A 21,969-nucleotide genomic window follows, 5' to 3' on the forward strand; every position below is an offset into this window, starting at 1 on the left:
GGTACCTCACCCCACTCGAAACCCGAGCCAGGCTCCGGCACGACTTCACCCCTGCAGCGTAAGCACCCGCTGTCCAAGATCAGGGGGGAACTTCAACCGGCCAGCGCCTGCCGCTTCTCAGCGGCCAGCCATGCACCCCGCTGGTGCTTTCCATCGGCGGGGCTTGGGATCACGAGGCATCATCGGGAGTTCACTTGCGTTCACCCGTCCGGTCTTCCCCTTGCCGGTAACTCCCGGATGGAACGGGAGTCCTTGGGCTTTCCCCTGAGCTTGGCACCACGCCGTTACCGGTGTGGTTTGCGTCCAGGGAAGTGGTGTACGGGTTCCACCCGTTCCGGGGGTTTCGTCCGGTAGCGGGTGTTGCCTGAGAACGTAGAACGGCCACTGGTTGATCCTTCGAGATGTCTGACGTCACGAAGAGGAGACCAACACGATGACCGCACCTGACAGTCTGCCGTTCGCCGCGCTGCTGGAGGAGAACCTCGCTTCGGCGCGGAAGGACGTCACCGCGAGGCGCTACAACCGCGAGGCCGGCCACGGCCGCAAGGAGACCCGCGCGACCAGGGCACTCACCATCACCGGCCTCGACCTGAGCTTTCCCCACGCCGTCCAGGCCGTGCGCATCCCGCGATACCGCACCGACCTCAAGACCGCCACCGTCAGCCGCCAGACCGTCTACACGATCACGGACTTGACCTCACATCAGGCCTCGCCCCAGCGCCTCGGCCAGATCGCCAGATCGCAGTGGATCATCGAGAACCGCCCGCACTTCGTCCGCGACACCACCTTCGCCGAGAACGCCTCGAAGATCCACACCGGCCACGGCCCCGAGAACATGGCGACCCTGCGCAACCTGGCGATCAACACGCTGCGGCAGCACGGGCACCGCAACATCGCCACCGGCCTTCGCCACGCCTCGTACGATCCCTTCAACAGCCCGCTGGACCTCCTGAACATACCTGACCAGCCGGTCTACACGATCCCCGAGACTTTGAAGCACCCTGGGCATCTGCCGCCGTGCTTCGGGCTGTCGAAGTCGACGGTGCACCGCAGGTTCACGATCTGGACCAGGGCCGGGCTGTGGGACCGGCTGCGGCGGGTGATCCTTGAGCGCCTGGTCGCCGCAGACGCGCTCGATGTGTCGCACGTGATCGTGGACTCGGTGCACGTGCGCACGAAAAGGGGCGCCAAGTACGCACGACAATACGCACTCCGGCCGTTTCCTATATCGAAGACAGCGTGCAACCGTTAAAAATAAATGCCAGAGTATCGCGATTCACAATTAAGGGAATCACTGCCACGCGTGCAGCACCACGGAAAGCGACAAGAGAAGGGCGGGAAGCTATGCCGGAGCAGCCAGGGAACAAGCAAAAGCCTCCACCGGAAGAACCTACACTGGAAGGTCGCTTCCGCCTGCAAACGACAAAGCTAAAGGGAAAACTAGACCGCATCAACGAGGCGACTCGGGTCGCGGACGATATCCTTCAATTAGGGTTCGTCAAGGATCCAAAATCAGAGCCCCCCTACCTGAGCGAAGTAATGAAGTACGCCGATAAAGCGCTTCGGGTGGGACTCATTGACGAAACAACTCGATCCGAGGTACTAGGGAAGGATAATAATCGAGACAGACTGAACCAGTTGGCCAAGGTGGTCAAGAACCAGAAACCTAAACTGGCCAAAGAACGCAAGGAGACCGCGCGCGATTTAGAGGCTGTCATACGGACTGGGCAGCATGTGGGGTCCCTTGCCAGGGGGGTGCGTCCAAGTAAGCTATCGAGAGCCCTTGACACTGTAGGCCTTAAAAACCTCAAGACACGTAGACTGGCGGCGCGGACGAAGGATATTGACACGCAAATAATGGGAACTTCCATGCCCGAAGTACTGAAACCTGCCGTGCAGAAATATGGGAAGGGGCTAGCGGAGGAACGAGCAAATAAGAGAGGCATCAAGCCGGATTAAAAGAAGTACATCAGGCCGGGCCCCCGATTCTCGATTTCTGGTACGGGGATTATCGATTACAGCGCCTGAACTCTCTTGAAGTAACCCAGTCTCTTCAGTTGGAGATCGACTGGTCCGCTACAGTTCGGCAATCTGCCAACGGGGGTAATTGTCCTGCATGCAGGCGAAGTTGCTGGATGCGCCGCTGCACGTCACGGATCTGGAGTGGGCCTAGGAGGTCAGTAACCAGGGGGCTTTGTGTGATAACGAACTGATCCCGTTTGCCGGGAAAGGACCCTCCGGCAACGAGGAGACCCGCCGTGTCCACCACATCCGCCCCGCACCAGCACACTTCGGTCCGCACGGTCCTGGGTACGCCAGCTGCGGCGCGCCGTCGGGCAGGACCCCAATCCGCTCTGCCGCCCGGTCGATCGAGCCCGCAGCCAGCTGCTGGTCGCGGCCGCGCTGGCCCTGGGCTGCCCAGTACCGGGGTGCTGGCCGCGGCCTATACGGCCGTCAGCAAGGTCAGCCCGGCCCCGCTCAGACAGGCGGCCAGCAGGACCGACACCGAGCGCCGCACCGCCACACGACCGACCCGCCCACCGTGGCCACGACAGGCGCACCCGCACTTCATGTCATCGAACGTAGCGCCTCGCGGTGACGTCCTTCCACGGCAGTGACCGCAGTCGGCGGTGCAGCTCGGGCTGGTTGGCCTTGACCACGAGCAGGTAGTGGGCCTTGTTCTCCTCGACGAGGAAGCGCGCGTGGGTGCGTTGGGTGTGCAGGGAGTCGGCGGTGACAGTGACGCCGGTCAGGTCGAAGGGCTTCAGCAGCGCGGTGAAGCAGGTGATTTCGTTGGTCTTGTCTGGGACCCGCAGCTGGGTGATGGTGCGGCCGTGGCCGGTCATCGCGGCCAGCAGGTGGGCCGCGGGCACCTCGCCGTGCCGGGAGCCGCGGGCGGCCTTCCCGTCCACGGCCACCGAGTGCGCACCGCCGGGATCAGCACCGGTCAGATCGGCCAGGCCGGCGGGACAGATCAGGTTGACGATCCGTCGGATCGTGGCGGCGCTCGGAGCGACGCGTACCCCCAACGCGCCCGCCGCACGAGCGCCCAGCCGCGCCAGAGCGTGCTGCGGAGCACTCGCAGACCACTGGCCGATCGCCGCGTACGAGCGTGCGCCGACGACCACCGCCGAGGCGGCAACCAGCAGCACCGCCACGAACGGGTGACGCACGCCGCGCAGCCGACGCGGATCGGGCAGCGCCCGCAGCCTCCCCGCCAGCGAGAGCCCCGCCACATCCTCCAGAGCGGGCGACTTGACGAGCCAGACGGTGGCAGACTGGCGGCACATCGAAGCTCCAGCGGATCAAGGCGACTTGGCAAGGTCACCTCGTTCAACTGGAGCTTCGATGCATACGTAACGGGCCGACCCGGACCCTCCGGGCCCCGCTGATCTGCCGACTCACGTGAACACCGGGACTTTGAAACGCCCCTGGGCGGTCGGGCTCGCGCGGAGCCCTTGAATCAAGCCCGCTCCTACCTTCGTCCTGATCGACCATCGACTATCTGACGGTCTCCAGCGCCGGTGCGAGACTGTAAGTTCTGACTCGTAGTCAGAGTCCTTCCCGGGAAGCCGATCCGGACGCTGACCACCTACCCATCGCGTTCGTAGTGCCCGGGCCACTGGTCGCTTCGGCAGGGGTTCACCAACTAGTTGGCTGAGGCACGACCCCTGGCCACTCAACACGGTGTCAACTCACTGCGCTGATAAAGCCGCTGGCATGGGCGGAAATCTCTCTACACATACTCATCCAAAGGCTGGAGTTATGAGGCTCTCCCACCAGATCGCCGTGGTCGCATCCCTCTTCGTCTCCGCTGCGGCCGTAACGGTACCGGCTCCTGCCGCAGCTGATGACCGGCCCAGCTCCATAGTGTCGCTGGGCGACAGCTACATCGCCGGGAACGGCGGCCGTTGGTTAGGCAACTCGACCTCGCTCCTCGGTGACCGCAACGGCACCGACCGCGCCTGGAGCCAGTCGGGATACGACGCCCACCGCGTGTATGGAACCTCCTACGACAACAACTGCTATCGCTCTGATGTCTCGGAGATCCGCAGTACGCCTGTGGTAGTTGACCAGAAGATCAACCTCGCCTGCTCGGCCACGAAGTCCGTGAACCTCCTCAGCAGCGCGTCCGGCGGACAGAGCTTCCGCGGGGAGGCACCCGAAGACGACCAACTGTCCGCTATCGCGCACAGGACCCAGGTGAGGATGATCGCCGTCTCGATCGGCGGCAACGATCTGGGCTTCGGTGAGATCATCGCCAAGTGCTTCAGCGCCTACATCACCTCACCCAGTTTCCTGCCGCTCCACTGCCGCGACAGCGCCCAGCGGCAGGTGGAGGAGAACACCGCGATGGTCAAGACACGCGTCGGTGCGGTACTGGACGATATCCACCGCGTCATGAAGAGCGCCGGCTACGCCCCTGACAGCTACCGGATCGTCCTGCAGGCCAATCCGTCGCCGTTCCCGCGCGGCTCCGAGATCCGATACCCCGAAGCCGGGTCCAGTCGGATGTCCGAGGGTGGATGCCCGATGTGGAACACCGACGCCGACTGGGCGCGAGACCAGCTCGCCCCTGAGTTCGCGACCCTGATGCATGACACGGCCCGTGCCCACCGTGCCGACTTCCTCGACATGCACAACGCCCTCCAGGGGCGGGAGGCCTGCTCTCTGTCGACCTCGCTGGTCGGCGACGGCGGACCTTCCGCGACACGCTCCGAGTGGGTCCGCTCGGCCGCTCTCATCCAGGGCAACGTCGAGGAGACGATCCACCCCAACGCTTACGGGCAGCAGGCCATGGGTCGCTGCCTGGGGCTGGCCTACACGAACGGCCCGGGCGACTACGCCTGCACCAACACCCCTGGGCAGGACATGTCCGGTATGAAGGTTCAGAAGCTTCCGCGCTAAGCGGTCCCCTGTGTCGTCGAGATCGCGTGCTGGGTGTCGGCACCCACAAGGACACCCACGTGGCCGCCGTAATCACCGCAGCGGGGACCTTCGTGGCCAGACGGAGCTTCCATGACCGCCGATGGCCATCAACAGCTGCTGGACTGGGCCCAGGAGTTGGGACAGCTCCTGTCCCGGCCACCACGAGTCCGCCGGGCAGGATTCTGACGCTCGTGCTCGAAGCAACACTCCACGGTTCCCGTGGCGAGCTCCCAACACCACACTGATCAACGAGCTCCAAGGCATCACAGAGACATCGGTGTCAGCCGAGACGGACACCACCATCGCCCGGCAGCCCGACGTGCGAACACCACAGCAGCCGGAGCACGCCCACATTCTCCCGCCCCCCGGCGCACTTCGAAGAACCGCTGGGCCGCAGATCAGCTTAATGATCCTGTGTCAGTGGTGTCTGGTTTGAGGATGTGTTCCCACCGTGGGGCGGTAGCGTGAGCGTGCAGGTGGAATCCTGCGCCCAGTGCTGCTCCTCGCGGTCTGTGCCGGTTGGTGGGTGTGCTGATCGTCGTCACGCCCTGGTACCGATCGGCTGCGCGGGGCAGCGGGGTCCGGTCCGTGTGAGCGTGTCCCTCCCGACGCTGGCCGGCACCACCGTTGGGTCGTGCTGGGGAGGGTGTCCGGCGTCGCCTGGGCGTCGGACGGGTGGGCTTGTGCTGGGTGGGTCTGGTCTTGGACCGGTCCCACCCGGTCTTGGGCGTGGGTGTGATGACCGCGCCTGTTTCGAGTTTGTCCACGACCGTGCGAATGGCCATGGCCCCGCTGGTGCGGTTGGTAACGGCTTTGCTCTGGTGGGTGAGGCCGCGTGCGGCGATGCGCTTCCAGGCCCCTTGGTCGCGGTCGCCCTGCCAGCCGCACGATGGGCGCAGGGCCCATTTCCAGCCCGCGGTGGTGGGCCGGTCGGGGGCTTTGCGGTGCCGCAGCGGGGTGAGGCACCGGGGGCAGCGCTGGGAGGTGTCGCGGGCCGGGACGGTGACCACGGCGATACCCACCTCGGCTGCCACGTGTCGCATACAGTCCACGATCTGTCCGCGTACCTGTTGGGACATGCGCGTGTTGATGGTGCGGCCCATGCCCTTGGCCTCCAAGGAGCGGAGCTCTTCGACATAGATGACGCTCGCCCGGACGGCGATAGCCTGGTCCACCGGGCAGCGGACAGCAGACAGCAGACAGCAGACAGCAGACAGCAGACCAGGCAAGCGCGATGTTGAGGTTCGAGCGTCGGTTTGCGAAGCGGCGCCGACGAGTACGGCCAGCCGATCCGCGCGGCGATCACCGGGGCCGGCATCGTGAGCCACTCCTGCAGCAGGGCCCACATCTGCGGCTCGTAGGCGTCCGCGAGATGCCTCCGCAGGGCTCGCTGGAACCCGGCGGCAGGTCCGCGTTCAACGCGGCCCGCACCGTGTTCCGGGCCACCCCCAGCCGCCGCGCGATCTCCTTGATGGGCACGCCCTCCGCTCGATGCAGACGGCGTATCTCGGCCCAGTCCTCCACTTTCAGCACCCTCCAGATGATCAAGGGGGGTCAATTCTGCGGGATCACCTGGGGGTCAGTCTTACGAGAGCGGCGACACCCGCAGGCCGCTTCGCGAGCCAGAACAGCGGGCTGGCCTCCCCGCAGATCCGCAAGTCCCGCACCCTGATGAGACTTATCGGGCCACAAGAGAGACTACGGTCCGTGGCCGCCAGCAGATGAGCACCTCCATCCCGGAACCACCGCGAGTTCTGAGGTCAGACCGTGCCCCCGCTGGCCGGCCGGAAGGCCATGCCCGCTGATGGATGGCGTGCCCGCCTGTGAGTTAGGCGTGAGCGCTGGATCCATCAGGGCGCGAACGGCGCCTTCCGCGGGCCGCGCAAGGCATGGCTGAAAGTAGCGCTTCCTATCCACTCAGTGACGCCTAGAGTGAACCCAACGTCATGCACATGACATATCTGCCGAAGGGAACCCTCATGCGCCGCCTGCTCACCATCCTCGGAGCAGCCGTCCCACTGCTCGCCTCGTCCATGCTCATGGGCGGCCCCGCACAGGCGCGGGCCCTGGACAATACGCCCGGCTTCACCGTCGGCCTCGTCACGCTCAACGGCTCCGGCTGCCCGGCCGGCACGGCCAACATCGCGGTCTCGCCCGACGACACTGCTTTCACCGTGACCTACAGCAAATACCTCGCCCAGGTCGGGGTGGGCGCGTCTCCCATCGACTTCCGCAAGAACTGCCAACTCGTGGTGCAGGTCAACGCCCCGCAGGGCTTCACCTACGCGGTCGCGGAAGCCGACTACCGCGGCTACGCCTACCTGGCCAACGGCGCGAGTTCCCAGGAGCAGGCCAACTACTACTTCCAAGGCATGTCGCCGACCGCCAACGTCACGCACAGCTTCACCGGCCCGATGGACAGCGACTGGCAGGCGACCGACACCACCAGTGTCGCCTCACTGATCTGGGCGCCCTGCGGGGCGACCCGGGACTTGAACATCAACACGCAGCTCCATCTGAACGCCGGGACCTCGAATCTCAGTACCACGACCAGCTTCATGACCATGGACTCAACGGACGGCAGCCTCACTACGACCTACCACCTCTCATGGGAGCAGTGCCACCGCTGACACACATCGAGGGGCTTGTCCGGCCGGCAAAGAAGTCGTAGCCTCAACAGGAATTAGCGGCTCCCTCCAGGAGGTTTGGGCGCTCCCACGCCGGCGGAGAACACGGGGGCGGGACCGTCGCCTGGAGTGAGGGGCCCCGAGGTTTCCGGACAGGAATCCAATAGGATCACCCTGAACGGGAACTCGGGGCCCCTCACTCCAGGCCCTTGAGACGGTCGCGGATCGACACACCCGACGGGCCGTTGGTCACGAACGGACGCGCGATCTGCCGCAGCGGCTTACCGGGATCACTCATCGGCGGCAGCCGCTTCAAGCGCCTTCCGGGCACGGTTCCTCGCCGACCGGCGGCCGCTTGCGCCGGATGACCACACTTCTGGACCACCACCGTTACCCGGCAGGCGAGTTGGCCGCCCTCTATCACGAGCGATGGAGTGCGACACGAATTAGTGGGCAGGTCCGGGCCAGTCGGTCAGGGCTTGATCAAGTTCCGGATGCGTCCGGATTGTTGGTGATGCCCAGGAGCGGAAGTGCTCGTTCGGGGTCGTCGTCGATGCTCTTCGCGCCCGAGACAACCGCGCAGGCGCACACCAGCAGGATCGCTGTCAGCGAGTACCAACGGCCCCGCCGCGAGCGCGGGTCGGGCACCGAGTCGAGGTAGGGGCGCAGGTCAGCGACCCGGCCCGCATCCAGCGGACCCAGCTTCACCAGCACAGCAAGGATGGGAGAAGATACAGCGGCAGGCACGGGCCACCTCACGATCATCGGGCTTCAGACACCACAATGATCATGAACCCCGTGCCTGCCTACCGTGCGCCCCAACGCACAACCCCGGAACTTGCAACCGCCCTGCGCCAGGCGGGCGCGGAAGTCCCGGTGCACCGCATGGAGTTGGCGGTTGTGCCCGTGCGTGAAGGCGCGCAGGAAGGTGCCCAGAGTGGAGGGCGCACGCACCCTGCAGAACAGTCGGTCCATCGCGCCGTGCCGGAGCCGGTCGTCGTCGATGGAGTCGGCCCCGGCGCACTTGGCCGCCACCAGCGTCATCACCTTCGCGGCCGGATTGGCCCCGGCGCCGCTGCCAGCGCCTTCGATGCGCAGCCTGTCGTCGACCAGGGCGGGCAGACCGGCGCACTCGGCCAGGCGGACCAGCGGGGCCAGCCCCGCGTCCGCGATGAGATTCGGCTCGTCGAACACGACGGAGACGACCGAGACAGCGTGAGAGGATTACACCTACGAGGTGCCTTGCCGATCGTGCGTGGTAGAGCCTAGAGAACTCCCATCATCGCAGGTCGCAAGGCATCTGTTCGTTCTACGGAACCTCCCCGACAGCTATCACCCAGTGGATCCGGGCTGAACACTGGGCGAGGCAGACCCTGAGGCCGGGGCGGTGCATCGACTTCGCAAACCGCTCGTTCGACCCAGAGCTTCGCGGCATGCGCTACGGGTCACATATGTACGTTCCGGGTATGGACGTTCTGGGTTGCATTGCCGCCGGGCAGGGCATGACTACGCGCATCGGAGACGGGCCGAGGTTCCGGGCGGACGAGCTTCTGAAGCCGCTTATTGAATTGATTCACTTGGTCCAGCAGTGACATCGGCGGGTCTGCGGCGATGTGCCGCGCGAGATCTTTGGATGTTTTCTTGACCCTCGCATCCTTGGGATCCAAGCCCATCGCAGCCAAGGACATATCCAAGGCTCTTGTGGCGTCTTCCATGTTCTTCTTGTCAGCTTCCGGAGCCTTCCCAGCCGGATGGCGCCTAACGGCTGCGCTTGCCTCCATGGCTTTCCCCAGGAGATTGGCTGCCGCCCCTATTGACCTCCCGACCCGCTCCTCGTCGGCTGCGACTCGTTCCTTAACTTTGGGAAGTACGCGCTGGTTCGATGTATACCCGCCCTCGATCCGGCCGAGCTGTGCCTCAGCCTGAGTGAAGATATGTACGTAATCCTTGAGGAGCGGATCTTTTTTGGCAGAATTGATCGCTTGCAGGGCTGCAACTCCCAGCTTGTCATGACCCTTGAGGGAATCTTTATATATGTTGCTTATTTTATTTGATTCCCTTTCATTTTTTTGATACTCCCTCCGCCTTCTCCTCGCAAGATCGGCCTCTACTGCCGGATTCGCGACTCCTGCCCCCTTTAGTATTTTCCCCATTCTTTCGCGGCATTCAAGATTCCTCTCCGAAGACTTGGCCTGCCGGAGATTAAGGGCGGATTCCAGTTCGAATCCGTAGTCTAGACGTGCACGTTCGGCCCCTGGCAATGCGTTCTCGGCCCTTGACAAGGTTTTCAGCGTTTCCAATGCTTCACAGTACGGCTTGAGGTCTGAATGCTTACCAGCCCGTTTCAAGAGGTCTGCTTCCGTCATGAATCCTGGCATCGTACACTCCGTATATGTGAAAATCCTCTCCATGATCATGGTCGCCCTCGCTCGGCACCTGCAGGGACGGGAAAAGCTTGTATTTAGATACGTAGGCAAGGGTTCAGCCGGGGTGTTTCGAAGTCCCGGTGATAATTTTGACGGATTGTTCAGGGGAATGTCCCCGACGGGCCCGGCGACCGGACACGCTGCTCGGCAGCCGAAGCCATCCTGCGACTCTGCATCCTGGCCGCCAATGGCGACCACGACGCCTACTGGCGCGCCCACAGCCCCGCGAGCGCCTCTGCCCAGGGCTCAATCGGGAGAACTACTCCCGCACCGCTTGATCGACGTCGTCCCTCGACATGAACCGCACTCGCGAGGCTCGATCCCCTGCCGCAGCCAAGTCAGCCGACACCTCCGCCGGCGTGACGAGTAACCACGGCGCCGACACTCCGGCAAAGGTGCACGGTGCTGAACCTGTGACGAGATACGTTGCAGTCCGGCAAGTATCCATCCCGCCCGTCCGGCGCCCTCCCAGTCAGATCCCACACACGAGGGAACGGCCAGCAGCGGGTATCAGCAGCGGATCGCACCGGCATCGGCCCCACTGCGGGGATGACTCTGCGGCCCCGCGCGGGGGATCATCACCCCCATCAGGGTGATTGCGCCCTCTTCCCCGCGCAGCGTGGGGATGACCCCGTCCACCGGACCTGCTTCCCCATCTGCTGTCCTGCTCGGCTGGTGACACCTCGCCGCCTCCACGTTCGTCGAGCAGGCAGCGGGGCTGACCTTCCGTCACGGACGGCGGAGCCAGGCCCTGCAGACCGCGTTCCAGCAGCTCGCCCGGGCTCTGGCCGGCCGGGCCGGCTCTCGCCTGGCCGAGACCTTCGCGGTCCCGGTGAGCCGTTCCACTCTCCTACGGCTGATACGCGCCCTGCCGGGTCCGGCGCACGCGGTGCCGCGCCTGCTGGGCATCGACGGGTTCGCCCTGCGCAAGGGCCACGTCGCGGTCCACCGGCCGGTCGCGGCATCTGACCGGCGAATCGCCCCCGGGGCCCGTCTGGCGGGGGCGCAAACCGGGCCCCGGGGGGTGCCGAACGGATCGGCCGGCGACCCGCAGCCTAGGCCGGCCCCCGGCGCTCACGGGCAGGGTTGTCGGCGCCGATTGGAAGTGTTCGCAGATGCACGGAGTCGAGGCGTACGCCGACCGGATCCATCGCGATCGAGCAGCCAAGGTGATCATCCCCACACCAGGCTGGCACGCTGGCGACACTCTCCTGGGAGCAGGTCCACCGTCGCTGGCGGCAGCGGGGCGGGACGACACCCAGTGAGTGGCGAGGACGAGCACTAGCCGGTCATCTCCGCCGAGGCGGTCAGCGACACGCTCGAAGACCCCACCCTGCCGATGGGCTGTTCTCCAGGATCACCGCGCTGACGGTCGCCAACGGCCAGAACCCGTGGCTGGAAGGCAGCCAGCCCGCATCCCAGAGCGATCCTGGCGGACCCTGCCGACACAATGGCGCTCACGTCCTCCACCCGACCAGAGAGCTGCAGCCACTGCGCCAGGCAGCATCAACGTGTCAGATCAGACTCACAACAGGTACTTACAGCACCGCCACCGGGTTGACGGGCGAACCCGTGCCGCCGGGGATGTTCAGCGGGGCGACGGTGAGCAGGAACTCGTACTGGCCTGCCTCCGCGCACGCCGCGGAGAGCGCTTCGAGGTCGAGATTGTCCAGCAGCGGGACGCCCATGGCGGTGATCGCGAGCGCGTGGACCGGCGAGGAGACCCCCGCGACCGGCGACGGCCGCACGTCGCTGTCGCCATCGCCGCCCAGCAGGGCGATGCCGCGGTCGGCGAGCAGCGGGAGCGCATCCACATGGAAGCCCGCGCTGGCGTTGTCCGGGTTCCATGCGCCGAGCTCGCGGCGGCGGCGGAAGTGGCCGGAGCGCAGCAGTACGGCGTCGCCCTCGCCGATGGTGATGCCGAGCGCCTTCTCCGCGGCAAGGACGTCCTCGGCGTGCACAGCCTGTCCCGGCTCGAGCCACGCGGTGCCGAGCACGGCCGGCAGGTCGAGGAGTACGCCTTTGGTGACCAGCGGGCCCAGCGCGGCGACCGCACCGAAGCCGGCTCCGTTGGCGTTGACTACTTCGCGGGCGGTGTGGCCCGCGTACAGCTGCCCCCGGTAGGCGATGTGGGACAACGCGTCCAGGTGGCTGACGCCCTTGCCGTGGTAGTCCGCGGCGATGAAGTCCTTGTGGCAGGTGGGTTCGGGAGGTTCGATGTCGCCGAGTTCCGACATGTAGTGCAGGGCGGGCTTGCTGTTGTCCGGCCCCGGTGCGGTGTTCCAGGGCAAGGCCATCGGCACCGTGGTACCGGTGCGCACCAGGGCTGCGGCGCGCCGCACGTGGTCGGGGGTGACCCGGTTCCAGGCGCCCCGGTCGGCGGGGGACCAGCGGCCCCAGCTGCGGACGGTTTCGAAGAGAGCGTCGAACTCCTCGCGGGAGACCGGGGGGCCGTTGTCGGGGACGGCGGCTCGCCCGTCCTTGGGGGCTGTCGGGGGCGGTAGATCAGTTGGACTGCCGGTCATGCGGTGCTCAGCTCTCCAGGACTCGTCGGGGAGTTGTCGGTCGGCTTGCGGTGCGCACAGTGGCCGGTGAGCCTGCTGCGATTTCTGCGCCGGTGGCGTTGTCGTTCGACGATCCACGCAGCACAATAACAATATGCTGGATGGCGAACAGAATGGTGGGTGACGGTCCTGGTGAACGCAAGTGACCCGGGGAGCCTGGTCCCCGCGGTGACGCGGGCGGTGGCGATCCTTGACACCCTCGCCCAGGCAGAGGGCCGCCCGCAGTCCGTGAGTGACCTTGCGAGGGCGCTCGCCTTACCCAAGTCCTCGACCGGCAACCTCTGCGCCTCCCTGGAGGCGGCCGGCCTGATCGCCAGGATCGGCTCCGGATACGGCCTGGGCCGCAAGCTGGTGGAGCTCGGCGGCCGGTACCTGTCCTCGGTCGACCAGCTCCGCGACTTCTACGAGCTGTGCCGGCGCAGCGGCCACATCTCGCAGGAGACCTCCCGGGTCGCCGTCCTGGACGGCCTGGACGTGCTCTACCTCGCCCGCTACGACGGCACGCAGCCGCTTCGGCTGACCGCGAACATCGGCGACCGATTCCCAGCGCACTGCACCGCGACCGGCAAAGCGCTCCTCTCCGCGCTTGACCCCGCGGTCGCCGAGGACCGGTTGCGCAGTCGAAGCCTGACCAGGCTCAGCGAACGGTCCGTCACCTTGGTGCCTGACCTGATGGCGGAGCTGGCGGCCACCCGGGAGCGCGGATACGCCGTCGACGACGAAGAGACGACCCCTGGCATCACCTGCCTCGCCGTGCCGGTCCGCGGCTTCCGCACCGACTCCCCCAAGTTCGCAATCAGCGTCACCGTGCTGAAGGCGCGGCTCGACGACGAGTTCCGCACGGCGCTGCTGAAGGACCTGCGGGAGATCGCCGCGGGGTTGGAGAACCCGATGCTGCCCAGCTGAGGGTGGCGGCGCGCCGCCACCCTCAGCTGGGCAGCCCACGACGGCCGCAAGCGGGAGGCCACTTCGCTGCGGCCGCCGTGACGTTTCGGGCAATACATCCACCCGCAAGCCTTGACCATTATGCTGTGATCTGTACAGGATTCTGGTCGAGCCGGTGGAATGGCCCTCGGCTGTCAGATCCCCGGAGAAGTCCGTGCATGACGCTCCCGACGCCTTATCCACCCCGCCCCCTCTGGTGAGCATCCGCGGACTGCGCAAGCGGTTCGGTGCAACCCTCGCCCTCGCCGGTGTCGACCTCGACATCCACAGGGGAAGCGTGCTGGCCCTTCTGGGCCAAAACGGTGCCGGAAAATCCACCATCATCAAGATTCTCGCCGGCGTGTACCGCGCGGACGCGGGCCAGGCCACCGTGGCCGGACACCCGCTCGGCACCGACGCGGCCTGCGCCGAGATGTCCTTCATCCACCAGGACCTGGGACTGGTGGAGTGGATGACGGTGGCCGAGAACATCGCCCTGGGTACCGGATACCCCCGCCGCGGCGGGCTCGTCTCCTGGAAGGCGGTCCGCAAGCGCTGCCAAGAGGCGTTGGCGATCGTGGCCGGCCACCTCGACCCGGACGCGCCGGTGGCGGACCTCACGCGAGCCGAGCGCTCCATGGTGGCCATCGCCCGGGCGCTGTCCACCCGGGCCAGCCTGATCGTGCTGGACGAGCCCACCGCCAGCCTGCCCGCGGCGGACTGCGCCCGGCTCTTCGAGGCACTGCGCACCCTGCGCGACCGCGGCCACGGCATCGTCTACGTCAGCCACCGCCTGGACGAGGTCTACCAAGTCGCCGACCGCTTCGCGGTACTGCGCGACGGCCACCTCATCAGCCAGGGCCCACTGGCTGGCTTACCCCCGGCGGCCCTGGTCCGCGAAATCGTCGGCCACGAGCCGCAGACCCGCCGCCCAGCACAGGAACCGAAAACCGCCGCCACGACCATGGTGCTGCGCCTGACCGGCGTCACCGTTCCCGGCGTGGGCCCGGTGGACCTGCAAGTACGCGCCGGCGAGGTCCTCGGCTTAGTCGGCCTGACCAGCGCCGGCCACATGGATCTGGGGCGCGCCCTCACCGGAACCCGACCGCTGCTGGACGGCGAGGCGCTGCTCGACGGCAAGCCCTACCGCCCCGGCTCCGTCTCCTCGGCCGTCAAAGCCGGTGTCGGCTTCGTCACCAGCAACCGCCAGGAGGAGGGCTGCGCCCTCGAACTCACCGTGCGGGAGAACTTCCTGGCCAACCCCCGCTCCGCGGGGCGGCCGGCGTTCAGTTGGATCAGCCCTCGCCGTGAACGCGACGAAGCCGCGTCCCTGGTCGAGCGGTTCGCGGTCAAGCCCGCCGACAGCGAGGCGCCGATCGCCACCCTGTCCGGCGGCAACCAGCAGAAGATCATGATCGGCCGCTGGCTGCGCACCAGCCGGCGACTGCTGATCCTCGAGGAGCCCACCGCCGGTGTCGATGCCGGCGCCAAGGCTGAGATCTACCGCCTCCTCGACGACGCGCTCGCCTCCGGACTGGCTGTCCTGCTCATCTCCACCGACTTCGAGGAAGTTGCCGACGTGTGCCACCGCGCCCTGGTTTTCGTCCGCGGAACCGTGACCGCCGAACTGTCCGGGGCCCACCTCAACACCACCGGACTCACCCACGCCGCGTCGGCGATGCCGGCGCTGACCGGAACGGCGAACGACTGATGCCCACCCCCGCTCCGGCCAACCCGCCCGCCAGCACCGTGCGCTCCGCCACCAGCCGACCGCGCGGCCGCCTCATCGGCGCCTACGGACTGCCGGCGCTGGCCATCCTGCTGCTCGTGCTGTTCTCGCTGATCCTGCCCGACACCTTCCCGACCCTTGCCAACGCCTCGTCGATCCTGTCCACCCAGTCGATCCCCGCTCTCCTCGCCCTCGGCGCGATGATCCCGATCGTCACCGGAAAGTTCGACCTGTCCATCGGCTACGGCCTCGGACTCGCCCACGTCCTGGCCATGCAGCTGATCGTCAACGAGGGCTGGCCCTGGCCGGTCGCCTGCATCGTGGTCATCGCGGGCATGGGAGTGGTCGGCGTACTCAACGGGGTGGTCGTGGAGTTCGCCAAGATCGATTCCTTCATCGCCACACTCGGCACCGGCAGCGTGCTGTACGCGATCACCGGCCAGATCACCGGCGGCGCCCGCATCGTGCCCGGCAACAGCGGCCTTCCGGCGTCCTTCACCGACATCTACGACTCCTCCTTCCTGGGCCTGCCGGTTCCCGCCTTCTACGTGCTCGCGCTCGCCGCGCTCCTGTGGGTGGTACTGGAACGGCTACCGCTGGGCCGATACCTGTACGTCATCGGCTCCAACACCCGCGCCGCCGAACTGGTCGGCATTCCCACCCGCCGCTACGGCATCTACGCCTTCGCCGGCTCCGGCCTGGTCGTCGGCTTCGCCGGTGTCCTGCTCGCCGCGCAGCAGCAGATCGGCAACCCCAGCCTCGGCATGGACTACCTGCTACCCGCCTTCGTCGGCGCCCTGCTCGGCTCCACCGCAATCAAGCCCGGGCGCGCCAACGCCGCCGGCACGGTCGTCGCCGTAGCTGTCCTCGCCATCGGCCTGGCCGGCATCGGACAGCTCGGCGCCGAGTTCTGGGCAACCCCGCTGTTCAACGGCGCGACCCTGCTTCTCGCCGTCGGCCTAGCCGGCTTCTCCGCCCGCCGCCGACTGCGCGCCGGAGCGACCGCGAGCCGCAGCACCCAGACGGCGCCGGCCCCGCCCACCGAGCCCGCAGCGATCGACGAGGCACCCGCCCGCGAGCCGCTTCCCAAGGGCCCGCGACACCGCGTTCCCTGAAGCACGGACCCACCACCCCTTTCGCCGCGACCGCGTCCTTGACCTCAAGCAGGAGCCCGTTGTGCGCCACCACCCCCCTTTCACCACAACCGTGACAGCCGCAGCCGTCCTGGCCCTGGCCGCCACCGCCCTCACCGCCTGCGCGACAGGCACGCAGGCCGGTGCCAGCGCCGACTCCGCGAAGGCCGGCTGCCCCGGCGCGCTGGCCGCTGCGAAGCAGGCGGTCAGCCAGGCCGAGAGCGTCGACGCCCCATGGTCCGGCCCGGTCACCGGCCCGACGGCGGCCGGCGGGGGAACCATCGTCTACGTCGCGCAGGACATGACCAACCCCGGCGTCTCCGGAGCCGCGCAAGGCGTCCAGGAGGCGGCCAAGGCCATCGGCTGGACCGTACGGATCATCGACGGCCAGGGCACTCCCGCCGGCATCCAGTCCGCGCTCAGCCAGGCCATCGCCATCAAGCCGTCCGGGATCGTCATCGGCGGCTTCGATCCCAGCTCCACCGCCCAGCAAACCCAGCAGGCCAACGCCGCCGGCATCCCGCTCATCGGCTGGCACGCTGTCGCCGACCCCGGCCCCAGCACCAATCCCAAGCTCTTCACCAACGTCACCACCCGCGTCCAGGACGTCGCAAAGATCAGCGCCGACTGGATCATCGCCGACTCCAACGGCCACGCCGGCGTGGCCGTCTTCACCGACGCCTCCATCCCCTTCGCCCAGAACAAGTCCGACCTGATCGACAAGGAGCTGAAGACCTGCCCGAACGTGAAGACCCTGGCGTCGGAGATCATCCCGATCTCCGACGCCGGCAACCGCACCCCGCAGGAAGCCTCCTCGCTCCTGTCCCGGTTCGGCAGCCGCTGGACCTACTCGGTCGCCATCAACGACCTGTACTTCGCCGACGCCGCACCCGCGCTGCGCGCCGGCGGCAAGCAGGGCGCGGGCACCCCGTTCAACATCGGCGCCGGCGATGGCGACCCCTCGGCCTTCCAGCGCATCAACAGCAAGCGGTTCCAGTCCGCCACCGTCCCCGAGCCGCTCATCGAGCAAGGCTGGCAGATCGTCGACGAGTTCAACCGGTCGTTCGCCGGCGAGCCGGCCAGCGGCTACGTCCCCCCGGTACACATCACCACCGCGGCCAACAGCGGCGGCAAGTCCTCATGGGACCCGCAGGGTTATCGTGAGGCTTACCTGAAGATCTGGGGCAGGTAAGGGCCTGCAGAGGAAGAAGCGTCGGTTCTCAACTGTGCGACCTGGTGGTGTGACGGGGATGCGGCACGGATGTGTCAGGGGAGGCCAAGGCGTCGTTGGCGGCGAAGTTCCAGGTGCTGTTCCCACAGGCCGAGCGTCAGCGGCACTGACGGGGGCCGAGGTACGGGCGCTGGGGCGGCGGCGGGATCGGGCCGGTCGCGCGTGCCGCTAGGGTGCGCGAGGCAACGGTCCCACGCGGCGTGAGCGAACTCGACTCCGGCCAGCCGCCGTTGGGGCGGACGCGGTGGGAGGGCGGGGACTGTAAGCGGCTGGAGCGGTGGATCCGGGCTGCTCGGGACGCCGCTGGAGCTGATGGGGTCGGACAAGCGCGGGGATCCGATGTCGCCGCTGCGCTGGACCACGGGGTCGACCCGGGCCCTGGCCGCTGAGCTAACCGCGCGGGCACCGGGTCCCCACGCCGTCGGTGGGTTCCCTGCTGCCCGGGGCGGGTTTCTCCCTGCAGAGCAACGCCAAGGTGCTGGAAGACGCCCAGCACCCGGACCGGGACGCCCAGTTCCGCTGCATCAACGAGCAGGCCAGACAGAGCAGGAACTCTGCTTCGCAGCCGCCGGCGGCGGGCCAGGGGCTGTTCTCCTCGCTCGCGCAGTCCACGGTCGCGGGGACGAGGAGGTCAGAACACGGACCAGCCGGTGAGAGTGGTGAATGCGTCCAGTGCGGTGATGCCGGCGACGGAATTGCCGTGGTCGTCCAGGGCCGGCCCCCAGACACAGAGTCCGCAGCGACCGGGAACAACGGCGATGATGCCTCCGCCCACGCCGCTTTTGGCCGGTAGACCCACGCGGTGGGCGAACTCGCCGGCCGCGTCGTAAGTGCCTCCGACCAGCATGACGGCGTTGATGCGCTTGGCCTCGCTGCGGGTGAGCAGACGGCTGGCGTCAGCTCGGATGCCGTGCCGAGCCAGCAGACAGGTGGCAAGCGCGAGATCTTGGCAGGTCATGGCGATGGAGCACTGCTTGACGTAGTGGTGCAGGACGGTTCGTACGGGATTGGCGAGCTTGCCGTGGTCCGCCAACAGATGGGCGAGGGCGGCGTTGCGGTGCCCCTGACGCCGCTCGGAGGCGGCGACGCGGGAGTCGAAATCGAGGGCGGGGTTGCCACTCTCGGCGCGCAGGAAGTCTCGCAGAGCTCCGCTGGCGTCGCCGGTCAGGGTCTGCAGACGGTCAGTGACGACCAAGGCGCCGGCGTTGACGAAGGGGTTGCGCGGGATGCCTCGCTCGCGCTCCAGCTGGGCGAGGGAGTTGAACGGGGAACCAGAAGGCTCCTTGCCGACGCGCTGCCACAGCGCGTCGCCGTCCGCAGCCAGGACCAGCGCGAGAGCGAAGACCTTGGAGACGGACTGGATAGAGAACGGCACCCGCCAGTCCCCGGTGCCGTGGACTGGTCCGGTGGTATCGACGTGGGCGACCGCGAACCCGAAGGCGGTGGCATCGACTCGGGTCAGCGCCGGGATGTATGAGGCGACCGTGCCGGCAGTGGAAACCTGCCGGGCGGCTTGGGAAATCCTGTCGAGCACGGTCAGATAGTCCATGAGTTCTCCCCTGCGGTCCGACGTCGTTGTCAGGGCAGGGTCAAGGATGCGCGCGTTAGCGGAACTGGGGAAGACGCATCCCTCCACCAGTAAAGTAACTGAGAGAACATCAGAACCCGAGAGAGTTGTACGCCCAGGTGAGACCAGCTGACAGGCCTGCTCCCCACACCGGCGGCAACGGGTGAGCAGTCGCAAGCTCAAATCACCGATCTCCCACGAGGCCGTCCTGGACGTCCTGCCCGCCCCGAGCCTGCCGGACGACCTGTTCTCGGCGATCGTCGCGCTCACCCCATGGCCCGACGCCGCCCGCAGCGCGTTCACCGCCCGGTACGAGCTGCTGATCGCCCACCCCGTCGGCATCGCAGCCCTCCCGCCCACCCGATTCCCCTTTCTTACCGGGAACACCGAGGCAGGACGGTCACCGTAGTGTGGTACGGGTCAGCAAGCTCGGCCACCAGCACATCACCCTGGTCGCCATACAGACGACTGACCCAGCCTCAACTGAGCGTCTTGCCGCGGCGCTCGTTGCGAAACGCGGTACGGGTGTCGGTGTGCTCGTTCCACTGGGCGCCGATCCGAGCCGAAGCCTCGTCCATCGTTGAACTGGCCGTTCACCTCGGAGAGTTGTACGGTTGCCGACTCGTGCTCAGGGAGCATGAGCCCCGCGCAGGCGTGCACCCATTAGCGAACCGGCGCACACCTCAACTGTGATCGGCTACACCACACAGCGGCAACACCATTGCGTTTGGCCCTCTGGATCCGGTTGGTTGGCGCTGTTGCTGCACCGTGGCCTGTGCGCTTACGCCTGGCGGCCGCAGTGGGCTGGTCACCGAGCTGGTCGTTGACGATCGGACTGCCTGGGAGTCAGCGGGCACCAACTTGTGCTCCGTCCTGGTGATCGTGGCGCTGGTGACGGCCGTTGCTTCTGTTCTGCCCTGCGGTATACAGCACGCGGGCGGGAGGCCGCCCCGATCGCCATCATCTCGCAGCGCGTGTTCCGCCGGCATCGGTCGGGATGTTCTTTGCTGAGTCCGGTGCCATCGGCACGGGGGCCGACGCGCGGACCTGACCGGCACCACCCACGGGCAGGAACAAAGCGACCTTCGTCGGTATCAGCGCCCGCAGTTTTCCCGATGGAACCGTTGAAGGGGGTGCGTATATTCGACCAGGAAAGGTGGGAGCCTGCCAGTGGTGTCGGAAGTTACATGCCGGGCTAGGAATCAGCTGAGTCTTCTGGCCGGGCTGTTGAGGCCATGCGGGATATGTGAGGTTTGACATGCCATTCGATCCAGCCGACCCAGATTTCATGCAGCGATACTCGCGACACGTCGATTCCCTGTTCAATGAATTGAAGGTGTCACATGAAAACCCGGACACCAAACAGCGGCTCGATCTGATACCCAGGAATAAGGTGCAGGAATTTTGTGAGCGCACAATGGGCTTCATTAATAATGAGATGGCAGAGTATGGGTATGTTCCGGGGGGTGTAAAATTTGGCGCGACAGGAGCCAGCAGTGCTGATTTTGACCCGTCCGAGTGGCGCACGACTGTCGATGAGCGACTCTTGAAGTCGCCCATGCGTGAAACTCGCGGGCAAGACCTCGCGATAACACTTCTTCACGAAGGGGGAGAGCACAAGAGACAGTACAGCTCGATTGCGAAACATCTTGTGCATGAGTTTCCAAATGCACCCGATGGCGACATTCAGAAGATGCTGACGAGGGCTTCTGGGATTTCCCTGCCGGGCCTCGAACTGCCGGGAGACACTTTCCCGATGCCGGTCATCGCTGCGGCGCGAGCCAATCAGGCGACAGTCTCTCAAAAAGAGCTGGACGAGGGCAAGGTGTTCTACGACGTAAAATACGCCAAATTCAAAGAAAAGTACGGGCTTGAGCCCCAGCTACTTCCTCCGCAAGATGTAACCCAGCTGGACGGCCAGGCTCGCGTAAACTCGAACCTACGTACGGCCAGGACGACACTGAACGCCGTGGAAGCCGATATTCTCAAGTTCAATGAGGATCCTCCGACGTCCCTGCCGCCGCGGCCGAGCGATGTGCAATTCATGGGATCATATGCGGCGATGGAGAACATCGCTAAGGTGCGAGGCACCGCAAATATCGATTTCCTTGGGGCATATCAAATACACCTCGCCGAAAGGAAGGCAAGCGCAGAAATATACCACACGGCGGCTTTCAATGAATATAAGAACTCTCCGATGGAGGCACCGGCTCACGTCGTGCAGGCCAAAATTTCGGCTGTCATGAAAAGGCCAGACTCTGTAAATCTAAGCATCGAAAGCCCGAAACGGTGGACCCAAAAGGCACTTGACCAGCATATGCGGAAGGGCTGGGGCGACATGATGCCAAGAACCGAGCTGCTTCGCCAAACGGCGTCGAGCCTTCGGCCTGCGCCGCCGCCTCCTCCGCCCAGGGCCCAAGCGCAACCTAAGCCGTCACAATCCCAGCCGCCATATTCCCGACCCTTGCCTCCTCGACCCGTCCAAGACTCGACGCGCCATCCCCAGCAGCCGAACCAGCGATGACGGTGTTGCCATGGTCGTACCCGACGTCGCGTTACGGACCCGAGGCCGGACGGCCGTCCGGTCAGGGGCGTTTCAAAGTCCTGGTGAGCTCGTGAGTCCGCAGGTCATGGCGATGCAGGTGTCCGGATCGGAACGTCACGAATGCATCGAAGCTCCGGTTGAACGGGGTGACCTTCCCAAGTCGCCCTGAACCGCCGGAGCTTCGATGTGCCGCCAGTTCCCCACCGTCTGTCTAGCCAAGTCGCCCGCTCTGGACAGCATGGCGGCGGCATTGTCGCTGCCAGCCAACGGAACATCCCAGCAGCGTCTCGCCCG

16 protein-coding genes and 3 pseudogenes are annotated in these 21,969 nt (G+C 66.3%); 11 read left to right on the forward strand and 8 right to left on the reverse strand.

From position 1 onward, the window contains the following. The first annotated feature begins 433 nt into the window (after positions 1-433). Together P3T41_RS35670 and P3T41_RS35675 are read left to right on the forward strand one after the other, a co-directional pair. A complete protein-coding gene (locus tag P3T41_RS35670) occupies positions 434-1,252 on the forward strand; it encodes a transposase (RefSeq protein WP_280694814.1) in 819 nt (272 codons plus the stop codon). A 92-nt stretch (positions 1,253-1,344) separates the two neighbouring features. Continuing rightward, a complete protein-coding gene (locus tag P3T41_RS35675; RefSeq protein WP_280694816.1) occupies positions 1,345-1,959 on the forward strand; it encodes a hypothetical protein in 615 nt (204 codons plus the stop codon). Positions 1,960-2,573: 614 nt separating this feature from the next. Here the strand turns inward: P3T41_RS35675 and P3T41_RS35680 are convergent. Further along, positions 2,574-3,290, reverse strand: a complete 717-nt coding sequence (locus P3T41_RS35680; RefSeq protein ID WP_280694817.1) for an ISAs1 family transposase — start codon at positions 3,288-3,290, stop codon at positions 2,574-2,576. A 475-nt stretch (positions 3,291-3,765) separates the two neighbouring features. On the opposite strand from P3T41_RS35680, the gene P3T41_RS35685 reads away from it, so the two are divergent. Beyond that, positions 3,766-4,908, forward strand: a complete 1,143-nt coding sequence (locus P3T41_RS35685; RefSeq protein ID WP_280694818.1) for a GDSL-type esterase/lipase family protein — start codon at positions 3,766-3,768, stop codon at positions 4,906-4,908. A gap of 419 nt (positions 4,909-5,327) precedes the next feature. Here P3T41_RS35685 and P3T41_RS35690 read toward each other — a convergent pair whose 3' ends face one another. Beyond that, the gene (locus P3T41_RS35690; RefSeq protein ID WP_348533725.1) at positions 5,328-6,032 is read right to left on the reverse strand and encodes a zinc ribbon domain-containing protein; all 705 of its coding nucleotides are present in this window, start codon (positions 6,030-6,032) and stop codon (positions 5,328-5,330) included. A 295-nt stretch (positions 6,033-6,327) separates the two neighbouring features. Then, positions 6,328-6,462 (reverse strand): annotated as a pseudogene (locus tag P3T41_RS35695) (helix-turn-helix domain-containing protein); the annotation flags it as partial. Positions 6,463-6,968: 506 nt separating this feature from the next. Here P3T41_RS35695 and P3T41_RS35700 point away from each other — a divergent pair. Beyond that, the gene (locus tag P3T41_RS35700) at positions 6,969-7,559 is read left to right on the forward strand and encodes a DUF4360 domain-containing protein (RefSeq protein WP_280694832.1); all 591 of its coding nucleotides are present in this window, start codon (positions 6,969-6,971) and stop codon (positions 7,557-7,559) included. A gap of 480 nt (positions 7,560-8,039) precedes the next feature. On the opposite strand, the gene P3T41_RS35705 is transcribed toward P3T41_RS35700, so the two are convergent. From P3T41_RS35705 to P3T41_RS35720, 4 genes and pseudogenes are all read right to left on the reverse strand, one after another. Next, positions 8,040-8,270 (reverse strand): transposase family protein, encoded by a 231-nt coding sequence (locus tag P3T41_RS35705; protein ID WP_280694819.1) that lies wholly within the window; start codon positions 8,268-8,270, stop codon positions 8,040-8,042. Positions 8,271-8,435: 165 nt separating this feature from the next. Beyond that, positions 8,436-8,750, reverse strand: a pseudogene (locus P3T41_RS35710) (IS1380 family transposase); the annotation flags it as partial. A 251-nt stretch (positions 8,751-9,001) separates the two neighbouring features. Beyond that, the gene (locus P3T41_RS35715) at positions 9,002-9,973 is read right to left on the reverse strand and encodes a hypothetical protein (RefSeq protein ID WP_280694820.1); all 972 of its coding nucleotides are present in this window, start codon (positions 9,971-9,973) and stop codon (positions 9,002-9,004) included. Between the two features lie 1,547 nt (positions 9,974-11,520). After that, entirely contained in the window at positions 11,521-12,507 is a 987-nt protein-coding gene (locus P3T41_RS35720; protein WP_280694821.1) for a cyclase family protein, read from the reverse strand. A 171-nt stretch (positions 12,508-12,678) separates the two neighbouring features. On the opposite strand from P3T41_RS35720, the gene P3T41_RS35725 reads away from it, so the two are divergent. The 5 genes and pseudogenes from P3T41_RS35725 to P3T41_RS35745 all read left to right on the forward strand — a co-directional run. Next, on the forward strand, positions 12,679-13,452 hold the full coding sequence (locus tag P3T41_RS35725; RefSeq protein WP_280694822.1) for an IclR family transcriptional regulator: 774 nt from the start codon (positions 12,679-12,681) through the stop codon (positions 13,450-13,452). A 235-nt stretch (positions 13,453-13,687) separates the two neighbouring features. Then, complete coding sequence (locus P3T41_RS35730; protein ID WP_280694823.1) at positions 13,688-15,181, forward strand: sugar ABC transporter ATP-binding protein; 1,494 nt, start codon at positions 13,688-13,690, stop codon at positions 15,179-15,181. Continuing rightward, on the forward strand, positions 15,181-16,314 hold the full coding sequence (locus tag P3T41_RS35735) for an ABC transporter permease (protein ID WP_280694824.1): 1,134 nt from the start codon (positions 15,181-15,183) through the stop codon (positions 16,312-16,314). Before P3T41_RS35730 ends, P3T41_RS35735 begins: the two co-directional genes overlap by 1 nt. 91 nt (positions 16,315-16,405) lie before the next feature. Continuing rightward, positions 16,406-17,524 (forward strand): substrate-binding domain-containing protein, encoded by a 1,119-nt coding sequence (locus tag P3T41_RS35740; protein WP_280694825.1) that lies wholly within the window; start codon positions 16,406-16,408, stop codon positions 17,522-17,524. Between the two features lie 366 nt (positions 17,525-17,890). Then, a pseudogene (locus P3T41_RS35745) lies at positions 17,891-18,101 on the forward strand (ISAzo13 family transposase); the annotation flags it as partial. 93 nt (positions 18,102-18,194) lie between these two features. Here the strand turns inward: P3T41_RS35745 and P3T41_RS35750 are convergent. Continuing rightward, the gene (locus tag P3T41_RS35750; RefSeq protein WP_280694826.1) at positions 18,195-19,112 is read right to left on the reverse strand and encodes a glutaminase; all 918 of its coding nucleotides are present in this window, start codon (positions 19,110-19,112) and stop codon (positions 18,195-18,197) included. 181 nt (positions 19,113-19,293) lie between these two features. Between P3T41_RS35750 and P3T41_RS35755 the strand changes: the two genes are divergently transcribed. Continuing rightward, entirely contained in the window at positions 19,294-19,539 is a 246-nt protein-coding gene (locus P3T41_RS35755) for a hypothetical protein (protein WP_280694827.1), read from the forward strand. A gap of 849 nt (positions 19,540-20,388) precedes the next feature. Further along, the gene (locus tag P3T41_RS35760) at positions 20,389-21,654 is read left to right on the forward strand and encodes a hypothetical protein (protein WP_280694828.1); all 1,266 of its coding nucleotides are present in this window, start codon (positions 20,389-20,391) and stop codon (positions 21,652-21,654) included. The last annotated feature ends 315 nt before the right edge of the window (positions 21,655-21,969 follow it).

Source organism: Kitasatospora sp. GAS204B, from assembly GCF_029892155.1.
Taxonomy (GTDB): Bacteria; Actinomycetota; Actinomycetes; order Streptomycetales; family Streptomycetaceae; genus Kitasatospora.